Annotated in this window: 15 protein-coding genes; 10 read left to right on the top strand and 5 right to left on the bottom strand. The window is 73.7% G+C overall.

Features of this window, described 5'->3' with window-relative positions:
* Positions 1–37: 37 nt before the first annotated feature.
* On the bottom strand, positions 38–487 hold the full coding sequence (locus ACZ6EG_RS17275) for an ATP-binding protein (protein WP_391969681.1): 450 nt from the start codon (positions 485–487) through the stop codon (positions 38–40).
* Between the two features lie 321 nt (positions 488–808).
* Positions 809–1,777 carry a heavy metal transporter gene (locus tag ACZ6EG_RS17270; protein WP_391969680.1) on the bottom strand — a complete coding sequence of 323 codons (969 nt, stop codon included), beginning with the start codon at positions 1,775–1,777 and terminating at the stop codon, positions 809–811.
* A gap of 84 nt (positions 1,778–1,861) precedes the next feature.
* Between ACZ6EG_RS17270 and dapE the strand changes: the two genes are divergently transcribed.
* Both dapE and ACZ6EG_RS17260 read left to right on the top strand, forming a co-directional pair.
* Positions 1,862–2,941: a succinyl-diaminopimelate desuccinylase gene (gene dapE / locus ACZ6EG_RS17265; RefSeq protein WP_391969679.1), complete on the top strand. Its 1,080-nt coding sequence runs from the start codon at positions 1,862–1,864 to the stop codon at positions 2,939–2,941.
* A 109-nt stretch (positions 2,942–3,050) separates the two neighbouring features.
* Positions 3,051–3,809 carry an LOG family protein gene (locus tag ACZ6EG_RS17260; RefSeq protein WP_391969678.1) on the top strand — a complete coding sequence of 253 codons (759 nt, stop codon included), beginning with the start codon at positions 3,051–3,053 and terminating at the stop codon, positions 3,807–3,809.
* Between the two features lie 59 nt (positions 3,810–3,868).
* Here the strand turns inward: ACZ6EG_RS17260 and folP are convergent, their stop codons facing one another.
* Positions 3,869–4,741, bottom strand: coding sequence for a dihydropteroate synthase (folP, locus tag ACZ6EG_RS17255; RefSeq protein WP_469605563.1), 873 nt, complete (start codon positions 4,739–4,741; stop codon positions 3,869–3,871).
* A gap of 212 nt (positions 4,742–4,953) precedes the next feature.
* Between folP and ACZ6EG_RS17250 the strand changes: the two genes are divergently transcribed.
* Both ACZ6EG_RS17250 and ACZ6EG_RS17245 read left to right on the top strand, forming a co-directional pair.
* Positions 4,954–5,307 carry a DivIVA domain-containing protein gene (locus ACZ6EG_RS17250; protein WP_391969799.1) on the top strand — a complete coding sequence of 118 codons (354 nt, stop codon included), beginning with the start codon at positions 4,954–4,956 and terminating at the stop codon, positions 5,305–5,307.
* A complete protein-coding gene (locus ACZ6EG_RS17245; RefSeq protein WP_356604282.1) occupies positions 5,304–5,888 on the top strand; it encodes a DNA-3-methyladenine glycosylase I in 585 nt (194 codons plus the stop codon). Before ACZ6EG_RS17250 ends, ACZ6EG_RS17245 begins: the two co-directional genes overlap by 4 nt.
* A gap of 28 nt (positions 5,889–5,916) precedes the next feature.
* Here ACZ6EG_RS17245 and chcB read toward each other — a convergent pair whose 3' ends face one another.
* A complete protein-coding gene (gene chcB / locus ACZ6EG_RS17240) occupies positions 5,917–6,720 on the bottom strand; it encodes a 2-cyclohexenylcarbonyl CoA isomerase (protein WP_469605347.1) in 804 nt (267 codons plus the stop codon).
* Positions 6,721–7,087: 367 nt separating this feature from the next.
* Between chcB and ACZ6EG_RS17235 the strand changes: the two genes are divergently transcribed.
* Positions 7,088–7,255, top strand: a complete 168-nt coding sequence (locus ACZ6EG_RS17235; protein WP_003966491.1) for a DUF3117 domain-containing protein — start codon at positions 7,088–7,090, stop codon at positions 7,253–7,255.
* 131 nt (positions 7,256–7,386) lie between these two features.
* Here ACZ6EG_RS17235 and ACZ6EG_RS17230 read toward each other — a convergent pair whose 3' ends face one another.
* The gene (locus ACZ6EG_RS17230; RefSeq protein WP_162492159.1) at positions 7,387–8,085 is read right to left on the bottom strand and encodes an O-methyltransferase; all 699 of its coding nucleotides are present in this window, start codon (positions 8,083–8,085) and stop codon (positions 7,387–7,389) included.
* Positions 8,086–8,383: 298 nt separating this feature from the next.
* Here ACZ6EG_RS17230 and sigE point away from each other — a divergent pair, with 298 nt between their 5' ends.
* The 5 genes from sigE to ACZ6EG_RS17205 all read left to right on the top strand — a co-directional run bounded on the left by sigE (position 8,384) and on the right by ACZ6EG_RS17205 (position 13,930).
* Positions 8,384–9,055 carry an RNA polymerase sigma factor SigE gene (gene sigE, locus ACZ6EG_RS17225; protein WP_356604288.1) on the top strand — a complete coding sequence of 224 codons (672 nt, stop codon included), beginning with the start codon at positions 8,384–8,386 and terminating at the stop codon, positions 9,053–9,055.
* Complete coding sequence (locus ACZ6EG_RS17220) at positions 9,052–10,068, top strand: anti-sigma factor family protein (RefSeq protein WP_391969676.1); 1,017 nt, start codon at positions 9,052–9,054, stop codon at positions 10,066–10,068. Before sigE ends, ACZ6EG_RS17220 begins: the two co-directional genes overlap by 4 nt.
* 95 nt (positions 10,069–10,163) lie before the next feature.
* Positions 10,164–12,419: a S1C family serine protease gene (locus ACZ6EG_RS17215; RefSeq protein WP_469605342.1), complete on the top strand. Its 2,256-nt coding sequence runs from the start codon at positions 10,164–10,166 to the stop codon at positions 12,417–12,419.
* Positions 12,420–12,566: 147 nt separating this feature from the next.
* Entirely contained in the window at positions 12,567–13,013 is a 447-nt protein-coding gene (locus ACZ6EG_RS17210; protein ID WP_391969674.1) for a sec-independent translocase, read from the top strand.
* A gap of 245 nt (positions 13,014–13,258) precedes the next feature.
* The gene (locus ACZ6EG_RS17205) at positions 13,259–13,930 is read left to right on the top strand and encodes a hypothetical protein (protein WP_356604296.1); all 672 of its coding nucleotides are present in this window, start codon (positions 13,259–13,261) and stop codon (positions 13,928–13,930) included.
* The last annotated feature ends 48 nt before the right edge of the window (positions 13,931–13,978 follow it).

Below are 13,978 nucleotides of genomic sequence, written 5' to 3'. Positions count from 1 at the left end.
AACTCCCGGGCCCCCTCGTCGCACAGGTCGGCGACCGTCAGCCGAGCGGCAGACCCTGCACCGGCAGCGAACCGGCGGCGGGCAGCCCGCCCTTGCCCAGCGCGTCCGTCGGCAGGCCGCCCTCGGTGGCGGTCCCCGCGGTGTCACCGACGATCTCGCCGGCGGAGCCGGCCGCGTCCCCGGCGGCCTTCTGCGCCACGGGCGTGGTCTTCTTGACGACCGAGCCACCGGTCTTGCCCGCGGCCGGCACGGTCTTCTTGACGGCCTTGCCGCCGGTGTCGCCCGCGGTCTGCGTGACGTTCTGGGCCGCGGAGTCGACGGTGTTGCCGACGTTCGCCCCGTCCAGGGCGGTCAGTCCCCCGAGGTTCGGGGTGGCCGGCAGTTCGGGAGCCGCGCTGGCGGAGCCGGCCGCACCGACCCCGGCAGCCGCTCCCGCAGCGACGAGCAGCGCGGCACGGGCGATCCGGCGGGTCAGGGGGAGGGACATGATGCTCCTTCGACGGAAGTCAACGATGGGTGATCCGACCGTGCCTGGCGAGTGATCCACCGGGCTCGGACGCAGTGACTACCGCTCGAAGGCCGCGAAGGTTGCGGCGGCGCAACGTAAAGAGTTGGTAATGCGTCGCATTATCGGGTGCACAGAAAAACGGGCAAAAGGTGGCCGGCCGGAAAACCCTCCGCATCCTCACAGCCCTTGGTTTCCCTGGCCTCCGGCGGGTTCGGGGGCGACGGCGCGGACATCCGCGCACCGACCGGCCGGGCCTCGGCGCCGGTAACCCCTCGGAGTGACGGCTCGTACGGGCGAGCGCTACCGCGTGGAGGTGATCCGGACCGCGCCCGCGGCCCGCTCCGCGCCCTGGGCGCCGCCCGCGGTCGTCGGATGCCACCTGCTGTCGGTGTTCCCCGCGGTCCACTCCCGGCCCGCGTAGGAGACCCGTTGGATGTGCAGCGACGAGGCGTTGGCGACCGCCCAGTGCGCCAGCTGCCACCCGCGCCGCCCGGGGTCCGTGTCCGCGCCGGTGCCGGTGGCCACGGGGAGTGTCACGGTCCGCCCGTCGGTGCCGCCCGCGGACGCCGAGGGGGCGGGCGCGGCGGCCGGGGCGTCCGCCTCCGCGCCGGCCGGCTGGAGGACGTCCCGCCCGAAGTCCCGTACGAGCGCCTCGCGGACCGCGTCCGGCCCCTTGTCCCGGCCCGTACCGGGACGGCCCTCGCAGGTCAGCGTCGCGGCGGACCGCCCGGTCAGCGCGGCGGCGAGCAGAGTGGCGTCCGGTTCGTGCTTGGCGTACGCCTCGGGGAAGCCGCTGCGCTGCACCCGCTGCGCGGCGACGGTCAGCGGCAGGCTCGTGTAGCCGGGCACCTTCACCAGATGGTCGTAGAACTGGCCCGCCGAGTACGCCGGGTCCATGATCTCCCCGGGCGTGCCCCAGCCCTGCGAGGGGCGCTGCTGGAAGAGGCCGAGCGAGTCGCGGTCGCCGTGGTCGATGTTCCGCAGCGACGACTCCTGGAGCGCGGTCGCCAGCGCGATCGTCACGGCACGCTCCGGCAGGTCGCGCGCGGTGCCCACCGCGGTGATCGTCGCCGCGTTGACCGCCTGCTCCGGCGAGAACTCGTACGTCTGGCCGCCGTTCTCGCCCGAGACGACCCGGCAGCCCGGAGCGCCGCCGCCCCCGGTGACGTACTGCACCACGAGGTATCCGGCGACCGCGAGCAGGACCACGAGGGCCGCCCCGGAACGGAGGAGACGGCCATGGCGTTTGCGAGGCGGCGGCTGAAGCACGCGTACAAGGTACTGGAGGGTAGGGAGTGGTGTACCCCGGGTACGGACAGTGCCCGGCGGGACAGGGGCGTTAGGGTCGGGGCCATGGCCGATACCCCGCTTGACCTCACGCTGGACGCCGCGGAGCTCACCGCGCGGCTCGTCGACTTCCCCTCCGAGAGCGGCACCGAGAAGCCGCTCGCGGACGCGGTCGAGAGCGCCCTGCGCGCCCTGCCGCACCTGTCGGTCCAGCGGTACGGCAACAACGTCGTGGCGCGCACGGACCTGGGCCGGGCGGAGCGGGTGATCCTGGCCGGCCACATCGACACCGTCCCGATCGCGGACAACGTACCGTCCCGGCTCGACGAGGACGGTGTCCTGTGGGGCTGCGGCACCTGCGACATGAAGGCCGGCGTCGCGGTCCAGCTGCGCATCGCGGCGACCGTCCCGGCCCCCAACCGCGACCTGACCTTCGTCTTCTACGACAACGAGGAGGTCGCCGCCGAACTGAACGGCCTCAAGCACGTCGCCGAGGCCCACCCCGAGTGGCTGGAGGGCGACTTCGCGGTGCTCCTCGAACCGTCGGACGGCCAGGTGGAGGGCGGCTGCCAGGGCACGCTGCGGGTGCTGCTGAGGACGACGGGGGAGCGGGCGCACTCCGCGCGCTCCTGGATGGGCTCCAACGCGATCCACGCCGCCGCCCCGATCCTCGCGCGCCTGGCGGCCTACGAGCCGCGCCACCCGGTGATCGACGGCCTGGAGTACCGCGAGGGCCTGAACGCGGTCGGCATCACGGGCGGGGTCGCGGGCAACGTCATCCCCGACGAGTGCGTCGTCACGGTCAACTTCCGCTACGCCCCGGACCGCAGCCCGGAGGAGGCCCTGGCCCACGTGCGCGAGGTCTTCGCGGACTGCGGGGTGGCGGAGTTCGTGGTCGACGACCACAGCGGCGCGGCCCTGCCGGGGCTCTCCCACCCGGCCGCGGCGGCCTTCATCGAGGCGGTGGGCGGCACCCCGCAGCCCAAGTACGGCTGGACGGACGTGTCGCGCTTCTCGGCGCTCGGCGTGCCGGCGGTCAACTACGGCCCGGGCAACCCGCACTTGGCGCACAAGCGGGACGAACGGGTGGAGACGGCCAAGATCCTCGCGGGGGAGGAGCGCCTGCGGTCCTGGCTGACGGCGTGATCACCCCCGTGGTTTAGCGCGGCGCGTGGCGGACATGCTGAGGTCCCTCGTACGTAACCCGCGTAGACCTACGCTGAGGCGGAAGAACCTGCAACTGGAGGGAGCGCCCATGCCGACCGGCAACCCCGAGGGCAAGAAGCAGCCGCCGGAGGAACAGCGCCTGGGCCCTGTCCTGCGACGGCGGGGTCAGGTCCAGAAGAGCACCACGGACCAGCGCCTGCTGGACGAGCGTGCCCCCACGGACTGGGTCCACACCGACCCGTGGCGCGTGCTGCGCATCCAGTCCGAGTTCATCGAGGGCTTCGGCACCCTCGCCGAGCTCCCGCCCGCCATCAGCGTCTTCGGCTCCGCCCGCACGCCGGCCGACTCGCCGGAGTACGACGCCGGGGTGCGGCTGGGCCGCGGCCTGGTCGAGGCGGGCTTCGCCGTCATCACCGGCGGCGGGCCCGGCGCCATGGAGGCGGCCAACAAGGGCGCACTGGAGGCGGAGGGCACGTCGGTCGGGCTCGGCATCGAGCTGCCCTTCGAGCAGGGCCTGAACCCGTACGTCGACATCGGCCTGAACTTCCGCTACTTCTTCGTCCGCAAGATGATGTTCGTGAAGTACGCGCAGGGGTTCGTGGTCCTGCCCGGCGGTCTCGGCACCCTCGACGAACTCTTCGAGGCCCTCACCCTGGTGCAGACCCAGAAGGTGACCCGCTTCCCCATCGTCCTCTTCGGCACCGAGTACTGGGGCGGCCTCGTCGACTGGCTCCGGGGCACCCTGGTCGCCCAGGGCAAGGCCGCGGAGAAGGACCTCCTCCTCTTCCACGTCACGGACGACGTGGACGAGGCGGTGGCCCTGGTCTCCAAGGAGGCGGGCGTGTAGCGCACGCCGTCGGCGGGCGGGGGAGGCGGCGGGCGCCGGGGTGCCCGGGCCGGCCCCCGCTAGGCCAGCCCCCGCCGGGCCACCGCGGGCGTCCGGTGCCCGGCGATCGTCGCCACCATGTCCAGCACCTGCCGCGTCTCCGCCACCTCGTGCACCCGGTACACCCGCGCCCCCAGCCACGCCGACACCGCCGTCGTCGCCAGCGTCCCGAGCACCCGCTCCTTCACGGGCCGGTCCAGCGTCTCCCCGACGAAGTCCTTGTTGGACAGGGACACCAGCACCGGCCACCCCGTGTCCACCATCTCCCCGAGCCGCCGCGTCGCCTCCAGGCTGTGCCGCGTGTTCTTGCCGAAGTCGTGCCCGGGATCGATGAGCACCGACTCCCGGGGCACCCCCAGCGCCACCGCCCGCTCGGCCAACCGCAGCGTCACCTTCAGGATGTCCGCCATGACGTCGTCGTAGGTGACCCGGTGCGGCCGGGTCCGCGGCTCCGCGCCGCCCGCGTGCGTGCACACGAGGCCCACCCCGTACCGCGCCGCGACCTCCGCGAGCTTCGGGTCGACGCCGCCCCACGCGTCGTTCAGCAGGTCGGCCCCCACCTCGCACACGGCCTCGCCGACCTCGTGCCGCCAGGTGTCCACGCTGATCACGACGTCCGGGAACCGCCGCCGCACCTCCGCGACGAACCCCACCGTCCGGCGGGCCTCCTCCTCGGCCGACACCTCGTCCCCGGGCCCGGCCTTCACCCCGCCGATGTCGATGATCGCGGCACCGTCGGCCACCGCCCGCTCCACGCGCGCGAGGGCGGGTTCGTCGTGGAAGGTCGCCCCCTGGTCGTAGAAGGAGTCCGGGGTCCGGTTCACGATCGCCATGATCACCGGCTCGTGCGCCGTGAACTCACGCCTGCCCAGCCTCAGCGTCCCCTGCGACATCTTCTCGTCCACACCGTTCTCTCGTCCCGGACATGACCCCGGGGACCGGCCTTCGGCCGCCTACGGTCCCGACTGTCAGACTCGCATGGCACGATCGGACCCGACACAACCGACTCCCACTCCAGTTCCGACTCCGATCCGACCAGCGACGCGTCCCGCCGACCAGCGCGGTGACCGCGTCCTGCCCGACCATGGGGGCCCCAGCGATGGTCATGTTCCTGTTCCTCGTCGTCGCGCTGGCCGTCGTGGTCGCCGCGGTGACGCTCGCCGTGGTGAGCGGCGGCGACAGCGGGCCGCTGCCCGACGCCGCCCCCGAGCGGCTGCGGGACTCCCTGCCCCCCGACCGCCCGGTCGACCGGGCCGACGTGGAGCGGCTGCGCTTCCCGCTCGTCGCCCGCGGCTACCGCATGGCGGACGTCGACGACGCCCTCGGCCGCCTCGGCGCCGAGCTGGCCGAGCGCGACGCCCGCATCGCCGACCTGGAGTCCGCGCTGGCCGGCGCCCGGGCCGCCGTCACCCACCGGCACGTCTCCATGGAGAAGCCGGCCCAGGAGGAGGGGCAGTGAGCGCCGGGGAGGCCGTGGCGGGCCCGGACGGCGCGCCGCGCTGCCCCTGGGCCCTGTCCACCGCGGACTACGTGACCTATCACGACGAGGAGTGGGGCCGCCCGGTCCACGGCGACGACGCCCTGTTCGAACGCCTCAGCCTGGAGGCCTTCCAGTCCGGCCTCTCCTGGATCACCATCCTGCGCCGCCGGCCCGGCTTCCGCAGCGCCTTCGCCGGCTTCGCGATCGCCGAGGTGGCCGCCTTCACCGACGAGGACCGCGCACGCCTGCTCGCCGACGCGGGCATCATCCGCAACCGCGCCAAGATCGACGCGACCCTCGCCAACGCGCGCGAGCTGGCCCGGTGGGCCCCCGGCGAGCTGGACGAGCTGATCTGGTCGCACGCCCCCGACCCGGCCACGCGCCCGGTCCCGAAGACCCTCAGCGACGTCCCCGCCGTCACACCGGAGTCGACGGCCCTTTCCAAGGCGCTGAAGAAGAGAGGCCTGCGTTTCGTCGGCCCGACGACGGCGTACGCGCTGATGCAGGCGTGCGGTCTGGTCGACGACCACCTGGCGGCGTGCGTGGCGCGGCGGGCCTGAGTCGTCCGGCCCGCCCGCCGCACCGGGCTCAGCGCCCCAGGTACTTCGGCTTCTCCTTGTTCACGAAGGCGCGCACCGCGATCGCGTGGTCCTCGGAGGAGCCCGCCCGCGACTGCAGCTCGTCCTCCTTCTCCAGCGTCTCGGCGAGCGAGTGCGTCAGCCCGTACGCCATGGCCTCCTTGAGCGCCGCGTACGCCACCGTCGGGCCCTGGGCCAGCGCACGCGCCGTCCGTTCGGCCTCGGCGCGCAGGTCGGCGGCGGGGACGACCCGGTTGGCGATGCCCAGCTCGTACGCCTCCCGGGCGCCGATGCTGCGCGGGAAGAGCAGCAGGTCGGCGGCGCGCCCGGGACCGACGACCCGCGGCAGCGTCCAGGAGATGCCCGAGTCGGCGGTGAGCGCGACGCCCGCGAAGGACGTGTTGAAGGCCGCCGTGTCCGCCACGATCCGGTAGTCGGCCGCCAGCGCGAAACCGAAGCCCGCCCCGGCCGCCACGCCGTTCACGGCGGCGACCACCGGCTTCTCGGCCTCCGTGAGCGCCCGCACGATCGGGTTGTAGTGCTCACGCACCGTGCTCATCGTCGCGCCGGACCCCGTCTCCCGGTCGGCGGCCAGCAGCCCGATGTGTTCCTTGAGGTCCTGGCCAACGCAGAAGGCCCGGTCGCCGGCGGCGGTCAGCAGCACCGCCCGCACGGCGTCGTCCGCCGCCGCGGAGCGCACCGCCTCCCGGAGCGCGACCTTGGTCTCGATGTTCAGCGCGTTCATCGCCCCGGGGCGGTTCAGCGTGATCGTCGCGAGCCCGTCGCTCACCTCGTAGAGCACGGTGTCGGCCATGGGTTTCCCCTCCGCGTCGTGGTCGGTCGTCGTCGACCGTGTGGGTCCGGGAGACAGCATGACGGAGATCACCGGCGCCGGACCGCTCGTGAGATGTGAGCTGCGTCAAAGGAATCCGGTCCGTTTTCCCTCGGTGGACGTGCGCGGGGGAGCGCAGTATCGCAGTCACATCGCCGAATTGAGTGGTTTTGCTCGCGCGCGTTGCCCAAGCGATGCCGACCGATGTTGGTCATCGGGTCCTGGGATGCGGGATAATGGCTGGGAAGCAATGTGTTCGATGCCGGTGTCGCGTGTCCGGGCCGGACTGCGCGTGCCCTCACGGGCCGTCGGCGGTGACGGTGAGCTGGTATCAGGAAGGGGAACGAGCATGGCGGCCATGAAGCCGCGGACGGGCGATGGCCCGCTCGAGGTGACCAAGGAGGGGCGGGGCATCGTCATGCGCGTTCCGCTCGAAGGCGGCGGTCGACTCGTCGTCGAGCTGACCCCCGACGAGGCCGACGCACTCGGCGACGCCCTCAAGAAGGTCGTCGGCTGACGCGCGAGCGACCATACCCGTTCGATCGCCCCGGTACCGCACATGGTGCCGGGGCGATCGTCCTGCCGGTCCTCCCCGCTTCCGCCCAGGGGCGCCGGACCGGCTTCCCGGGGTGCTCGCGGGGCGGTGGTTCACCGTTTGGCGGCACACAGCAGCCCGTCGCCCACCGGAAGCAGTGACGGCACCAGTTCCTGACTCTCCCGGACCGCGCGCAGCAGCTCCCGGAGCCGCAGCACCTCGGTGGGCTGCGGACCGGAGTCGATGGTCCGGCCCGCGCCGAAGACGCCCTCGAAGGCGACGAGGCCGCCGGGGCGCAGCAGGCGCAACGATTCGGCGAGGTAGTCCAGGTACTCCAGACGGTCGCCGTCGCAGAAGACGAGGTCGTAACCGGAGTCCGCGAGCCGGGGGAGGACGTCCAGGGCGCGGCCCGGGATGAAGCGGGCCCGGTTGCTCGCGAACCCCGCGGCCCGGAAGGCCTGGCGGGCGAACTGCTGGTGCTCCGGCTCCGGGTCGACGGTGGTCAGTACGCCGTCCGGCCGCATTCCGTGCAACAGATGGATTCCGGAGACCCCGCAGCCGGTGCCGATCTCCGCGACCGCCTTGGCGTCCACGGCGGCGGCGAGCAGTCCCAGCGCGGAGCCCGTTCCCGGGGTCACCGAGCGCAGGCCCGCCTCGCGGGCCCGGTCGCGTGCCCAGAGCAGCGCGTCGTCCTCGGCGACATAGGCGTCGGCGAACGCCCAGCTCGTCTGCCGGTTGCCGGTAATGACCCTCTCCTGTCCCCGTCGTTGCCTCGGCGTGACTGTATCCGTTGGCGTCGGGAACCCGCAGATGGGACCGGTCGTTTGAAGGGGAGGACGAGACGACGTCCGAAGACGGGCGAGCGGCCGGACGGCGACTGGGGGCAGCGAAGTGGGCCATGGTGCCGAGCAAGTGCTGACGCAGCCGTACGAGCCGTGTCAGCCCAGATCAAATTCTCGTAAAACCGCTTATCCGGAGCTAACGGGCGAGGTGGCTATGGTAGGGGCTCCACTGGACACCACCAGAGCCGACAGGGGAGGTGCGGCCGTTCCCGCGGATCGGGGCGGAGTGCTGCGGCGCTTCCTCGGATCGGCAGGCAGGCCGAAATCCGTGAACGACACCGCTGCTGACCACAGCCACGCAGGCCGTCCCTCCACGGGACACACCCAGACCGCGACCTTCTCCAGCGACGCGGACGGGCAGGCGTGGACTCCGCCCACCTGGGAGGAGATCGTCAGCACCCACAGCGGCCGGGTCTACCGCCTCGCCTACCGCCTCACGGGCAACCAGCACGACGCCGAGGACCTCACCCAGGAGGTCTTCGTCCGTGTGTTCCGGTCGCTGTCGACCTACACGCCGGGCACCTTCGAGGGCTGGCTGCACCGCATCACCACCAATCTCTTCCTGGACATGGTGCGCCGCAAGCAGCGCATCCGCTTCGACGCGCTCGGCGACGACGCGGCCGAGCGGCTGCCCAGCAGGGAGCCCAACCCGCAGCAGGTCTTCCACGACGCCCACTTCGACGCGGACGTCCAGCAGGCCCTCGACACCCTCGCGCCCGAGTTCCGCGCGGCCGTCGTCCTGTGCGACATCGAGGGGCTGTCGTACGAGGAGATCGCCGCGACCCTCGGCGTCAAGCTCGGCACGGTCCGCTCCCGGATCCACCGGGGCCGGTCCCAGCTGCGCAAGGCGCTCGCGCACCGCGCTCCCCGGACCCGCGCCGAGCGTCGTTCGTTCGCGGCCCGTGTCCCGGCACTGGGAGGAGGGGGCACGAGCGCGTGAGTGGGTCACGGCCTGAATCCGAGGGGCACCTCGCAGAGCAGCATCTGGGAGACCGACTGTCCGCCCTGGTGGACGGAGAGCTCGGTCATGACACGCGTGAGCGTGTGCTGGCGCACGTGGCGACCTGCCCGAAGTGCAAGGCGGAGGTCGACGCGCAGCGCCGGCTGAAGAACGTCTTCGCGGAGGCGGCCCCGCCGGCCCCGTCCGAGAGCTTCCTGGCCCGCCTCCAGGGGCTGCCCGGCGGAGGCGACAGGGACGGTGGCGGTGCGCCGCTGGGCGGAGACGGGTTCGGCACGGGTTTCGGGGGCTTCGACGGGGTCTTCGGGACCCGTCGGGACGAGCGCTTCGAGTTCGGCTACGCCCCCGCGCGGACGCACTCCTCCGTGCTGACGCCCTCCGCGCCGGGCCGCGGCTTCCGTGTCCACGACGTGAGCCGGCAGGAGTCGGAGCGGCCGTCCTCGCGCGGGCTGCGGTTCGCCTGCGCGGCCGCCGGAGCGGTCTCGCTGGCCGCGATCGCGCTGGGCGGTGTCACCGTGGGCACGCCGGACACCACCTCGGAGGCACGCGGCTCGGGCAACGGCAGCAATGTGACGCCCGCGCGCACCGCCGGCGCCGGAGTCCTCACGAGCCACGAGAGCCAGCGCCGCCGTGCGGGCGGCCCGCTGCTCGGGCAGGTGCAGGGTCAGCGGACGCTCGGCGACACCCCTGTCGCCCCCACCGCGGTGTCGGCGCCGCTGCTGCCCGGGCTGTCGGCCCCCGCGGGGGCCGACCCGCGGCAGCACGCGCCGCGCACCCCGACCGCCGCGGAGACGGGTGGCGCGGAGACGGCCAAGGCCGCCGCCAGGTCGCCGCTGATACGTCCGCTCGAAGCCGTCCCGCCCCTCGCGCTGACCGCGTGGTCGATGGTCTCCGAGGTTCGGCCCCCCGCCCTGCTCGCCGCCCCCGTCCCCGACCCGGTGCCGCCGCCCTACCCGGCGGCAGCACCCGGCGCTTCCCACCGTCCGGCTCACTGACCGGGCTCTGCGCGCCGGCCCGGGAACCTGATTGAATCCGGGGTGGCGCCAGAGCCCTTGGGGCCGACGATCTGCGGCCGGCTGCGGGGGAGAACATGAACGAGGGGAAGCCCACGAAGGCGAAGTGGTGGTCGCGTCCCCGCTCGGCGGACGTGCCCGACGGTGACTTCGAACTGGAACGCCCTCGCGCGGCCGACACCACCGTCACCGGTGACGACGAGGCCGGCGGAGGCGACTTCGAGCTGGAACGCCCGGCACCGTGTCCCGCGTCCGGCGCGGGGGACTACGAGCTGGAGCGCCCGGCGCCCGGGTCGGTCGAGGGCGCGGCGACGGGCCCGGACCCACGCGCGGGCTCGTCCGCCGCCGAGGGGCACCTGGACGCGGCCGACGCCCGGCATGCGGAGGCGACCGCGGACGCCGGCCCGCACCCGGTCGCGCCGACCCGGCCCGGCCCGGACGGCGACGCCGCCACCGATGCGCCCATCGGCGACGGGCCCGTCGCCGAAGCGCCTGTCGCCCCGGGGCTCATCACGGACGTGCCCGCTGCCGAAGTGCCCGGCACGCCCGGGCCTGTCGTCGAAGCGCCCACCGCCTTGGGGCCCAGCGCCGACGCGCCCACCGCCCCGGGCCCAAGCGCCGGAGCGCCCCTCACCGCCCCGCCCGTCACCGAGCGGACCAAGCCGCTGCACGACCCCGATCCGTACAGCACCCCGCCGTACGGTGAACCGGGCCCGTGGGCCCCGGCTCCGCCCGTGCAGCACCCGGCGGCGGCGCCGGGGCGGGCTGCCGTGGCCGAGGGACCGCCCGCAGCGGCGGTCCCCGACCCGACGGCGGCGGACGCCCCGCAGCCGGCTCCAGCGGCGCACGGCACGGCAGCATCGGCACCCGGCGCACCTGCCGCACCGGGCGCACCTGCCGCACCGGGCGCACCCTCCGCACCGGGCGCACCCTCCGCACCCGGCGCGGCCGCCGGGCCCGCCGCGCACGCCGGTGCCGCGCCGCCCGCGGGTGCCATGCCCGACCCGGCGTTGACGGACGCCCCGCCGCCGGCCCCGCCGGTGGCTGTCGACGCGCCGTCCCCTTCGGCGACGGTGCCGGGGCAGGCGACGTACGACGCCCCGGCGGCCGCCACCCCGGGCGCCGACCCCTGGCGGCGCTACGACCCCTGGGCCGCCTCGGCCGCCACCGCGCCCTGGCAGCAGAGCGGCGCGGCCGTGCCGACGCGGGACCAGCGACGCGGGCGGACCAGGAAGGCGCTCATCGGCGCGGCACTCCTGATCGCCCTCGTGTCCGGCGGCATCGGCGGCGGCGTGGGCGCCTACCTGGAGCGGAACGGCGGTGTCGGGACCGTGGAGCTGCCCCAGGCCGGCAAGGAGGCCGCCGAGCGGGCGCCGGACAGCGTCGCGGGGATCGCCGCCCGGGCCCTGCCCAGTGTGGTGACCCTGCACGTGAGCGGCGGCGACGCGGCGGGCACCGGCACCGGGTTCGTGCTCGACGACCGCGGTCACATCCTGACCAACAACCACGTCGTGGAGCCGGCCGGGTCGGGCGGCGGGATAACCGTCACCTTCAACAGCGGCGACACCGCCGAGGCCACGGTCGTCGGCCGCGACAGCGGATACGACCTCGCCGTGGTGAAGGTGAAGGGCGTCCGCGGCCTCACCCCCATGCCCCTCGGCAACTCCGACAACGTGACGGTCGGCGACCCCGTCGTCGCCATCGGCGCCCCCTTCGACCTGGCCGGCACGGTCACCTCCGGGATCATCAGCGCCAAGGAGCGGCCCATCACGGCGGGCGGCGAGGAGGGCGACGGCAGCGACGTGTCCTACGTCGACGCCCTGCAGACCGACGCGCCGATCAACCCCGGCAACTCCGGCGGCCCGCTCCTGGACGCCCAGGGCCGGGTGGTCGGCATCAACTCGGCCATCCGCTCCGCGGGCAGCGGCGGCGCGGATTCGGACGGCGGCCAGGCCGGTTCCATAGGACTGGGCTTCGCCATCCCCATCAACCAGGGCAAGCGCGTCGCCGAAGAGCTGATCAACACCGGCAAGGCCACCCACCCGGTCATCGGCATCACCCTCGACATGGCCTACACGGGCGACGGCGCCCGCGTCGGCACCCGCGGCAGCGGCGGCGGTCCCGCGGTCACCGCGGGCGGTCCCGGCGCGGAGGCCGGCATCGAGGCGGGGGACGTGATCACCGCGGTCGACGGCCAGCGCGTGCACTCCGGCGAGGAACTCATCGTCAGGACCCGCGCGCACCGCCCCGGCGACCGCCTCGAACTGACGCTGGAGCGCGACGGAGAGGAGACGAAGGTCTCACTGGTCCTGGGCTCCTCCGGCGGCGACTGAACCGGCGCACAGGTCCGACAAGGGGCCAGGAAGGCAAACAATTCGGAAAGCGCCCGCGTACAGGCGCTCGGGGCTCGCGGGACGGTACCGGTCGGACGGGATCGGCGGGTACCGTGGGGGCGGCCCGGACATCCCAAGGAGCTTCAGGTGTTCAATGACATAGGCGCACTCGAGCTGGTGACACTTGTCGTCCTCGCCGTGCTCGTGTTCGGCCCGGACAAGCTCCCCAAGGTCATCCAGGACGTCACGCGGACCATCCGCAAGATCCGGGAGTTCTCGGACAGCGCCAAGCAGGACATCCGCCAGGAGCTGGGCCCCGAGTTCAAGGACTTCGAGTTCGAGGACCTCAACCCCAAGACGTTCCTCCGCAAGCAGCTGGACAACGACGACCTGGGGCTCAAGGAGATCCGCAACGGCTTCGACCTGAAGAAGGAGATGGCCGAGGTCACCGACGCCGTCCACGGCCGCGAGCCCGAGTCGTCGTCCTCATCCGGTGCCTCGTCCTCGTCCGGCACCACCGGCGGTCGCGTCGACATGTCGAAGAAGCCCGAGCCTCCCGTCGACCGCCCGCCCTTCGACGCGGACGCCACCTGACATCACCCGGCGGGCCGCCGCCCGCCCCGGGGCCCGACCCCGGCGCCCCGTGTGACGCGTATCACGCACCGTACGCGGCGCACAGGGGCCGAAGGTGACGCCCGCGCGACCCACGCGCCGGGCGCTTTCCCGGCTGTCGCCTGTGGTGTGGCTATGCTGCCCGAGTTGTTGTGCGGACCGGACGAGTGCGCCCGAAGGGGGGCGGGCCGTTCCGTTCCGACGAGAGCGAGGAGGCGTCCGGGCACATGGAGACGACGAGTCAGGCGGTCGCGCAGACGCCGGGCACGGAGGATGGACAAGAGGTCCCCTCCGCCCGGCGGACGATCGACGGCTATCTGCGTGCGCCCTTCCCGTGGTACGGCCTCGACGAGGCCTTCACGGGTCGGCGCTGGCTGATGCAGGTCGGCGCGGCGGCCGACGGAACGGTGGAGCACGGCTCGATCGGGCACGGCGACGAACCGTCGGTGCGCAACGAGCACGTGTCCGGTGACGACCAGGACGCCAAGGAGAAGTTCGCGGTCGTCGTGACCGTCGCGGCCAACCCCGACCGGCGCAGCGCCGACGGCACGGGCCTGCTGGAGGCCACCTCGGTCTCCTCCGCGGCCTGGCTCGCCGGCGTGGGGCTGCTCTCCTTCACCTGGCCCGGCCAGATGGACCACTCGCTGCGGGACGACTGGCTGGAGCAGCAGACGGAGACCGCGTGGGTCCTCGCCGACGACCTCGAAGGGGCCGACTGGACGTCGCTGTCCCTCCCCGTGGACGGCGTACCGACGCCCTTCCACTACCGGGAGTCCGAGTTCGGCTGGGTGCTGGCCGGTTCCACCGAGCAGGGCGTCCACCTGGGGGCGTACGGGCGGGGGATGAGCGCGTACGGGCTCGCCTTCTCCGTGGTCAAGGACGTCGCCGCGTACGCATGACGGCATGACGGCATCGGGGGGCGCCGTCCGGTCGGACGGCGCCCCCCG

The organism is Streptomyces sp. NPDC041968, assembly GCF_055589025.1.
Note: the sequence above shows the minus strand (reverse complement) of the source record. Positions and strands in the feature narration are given on the sequence as shown.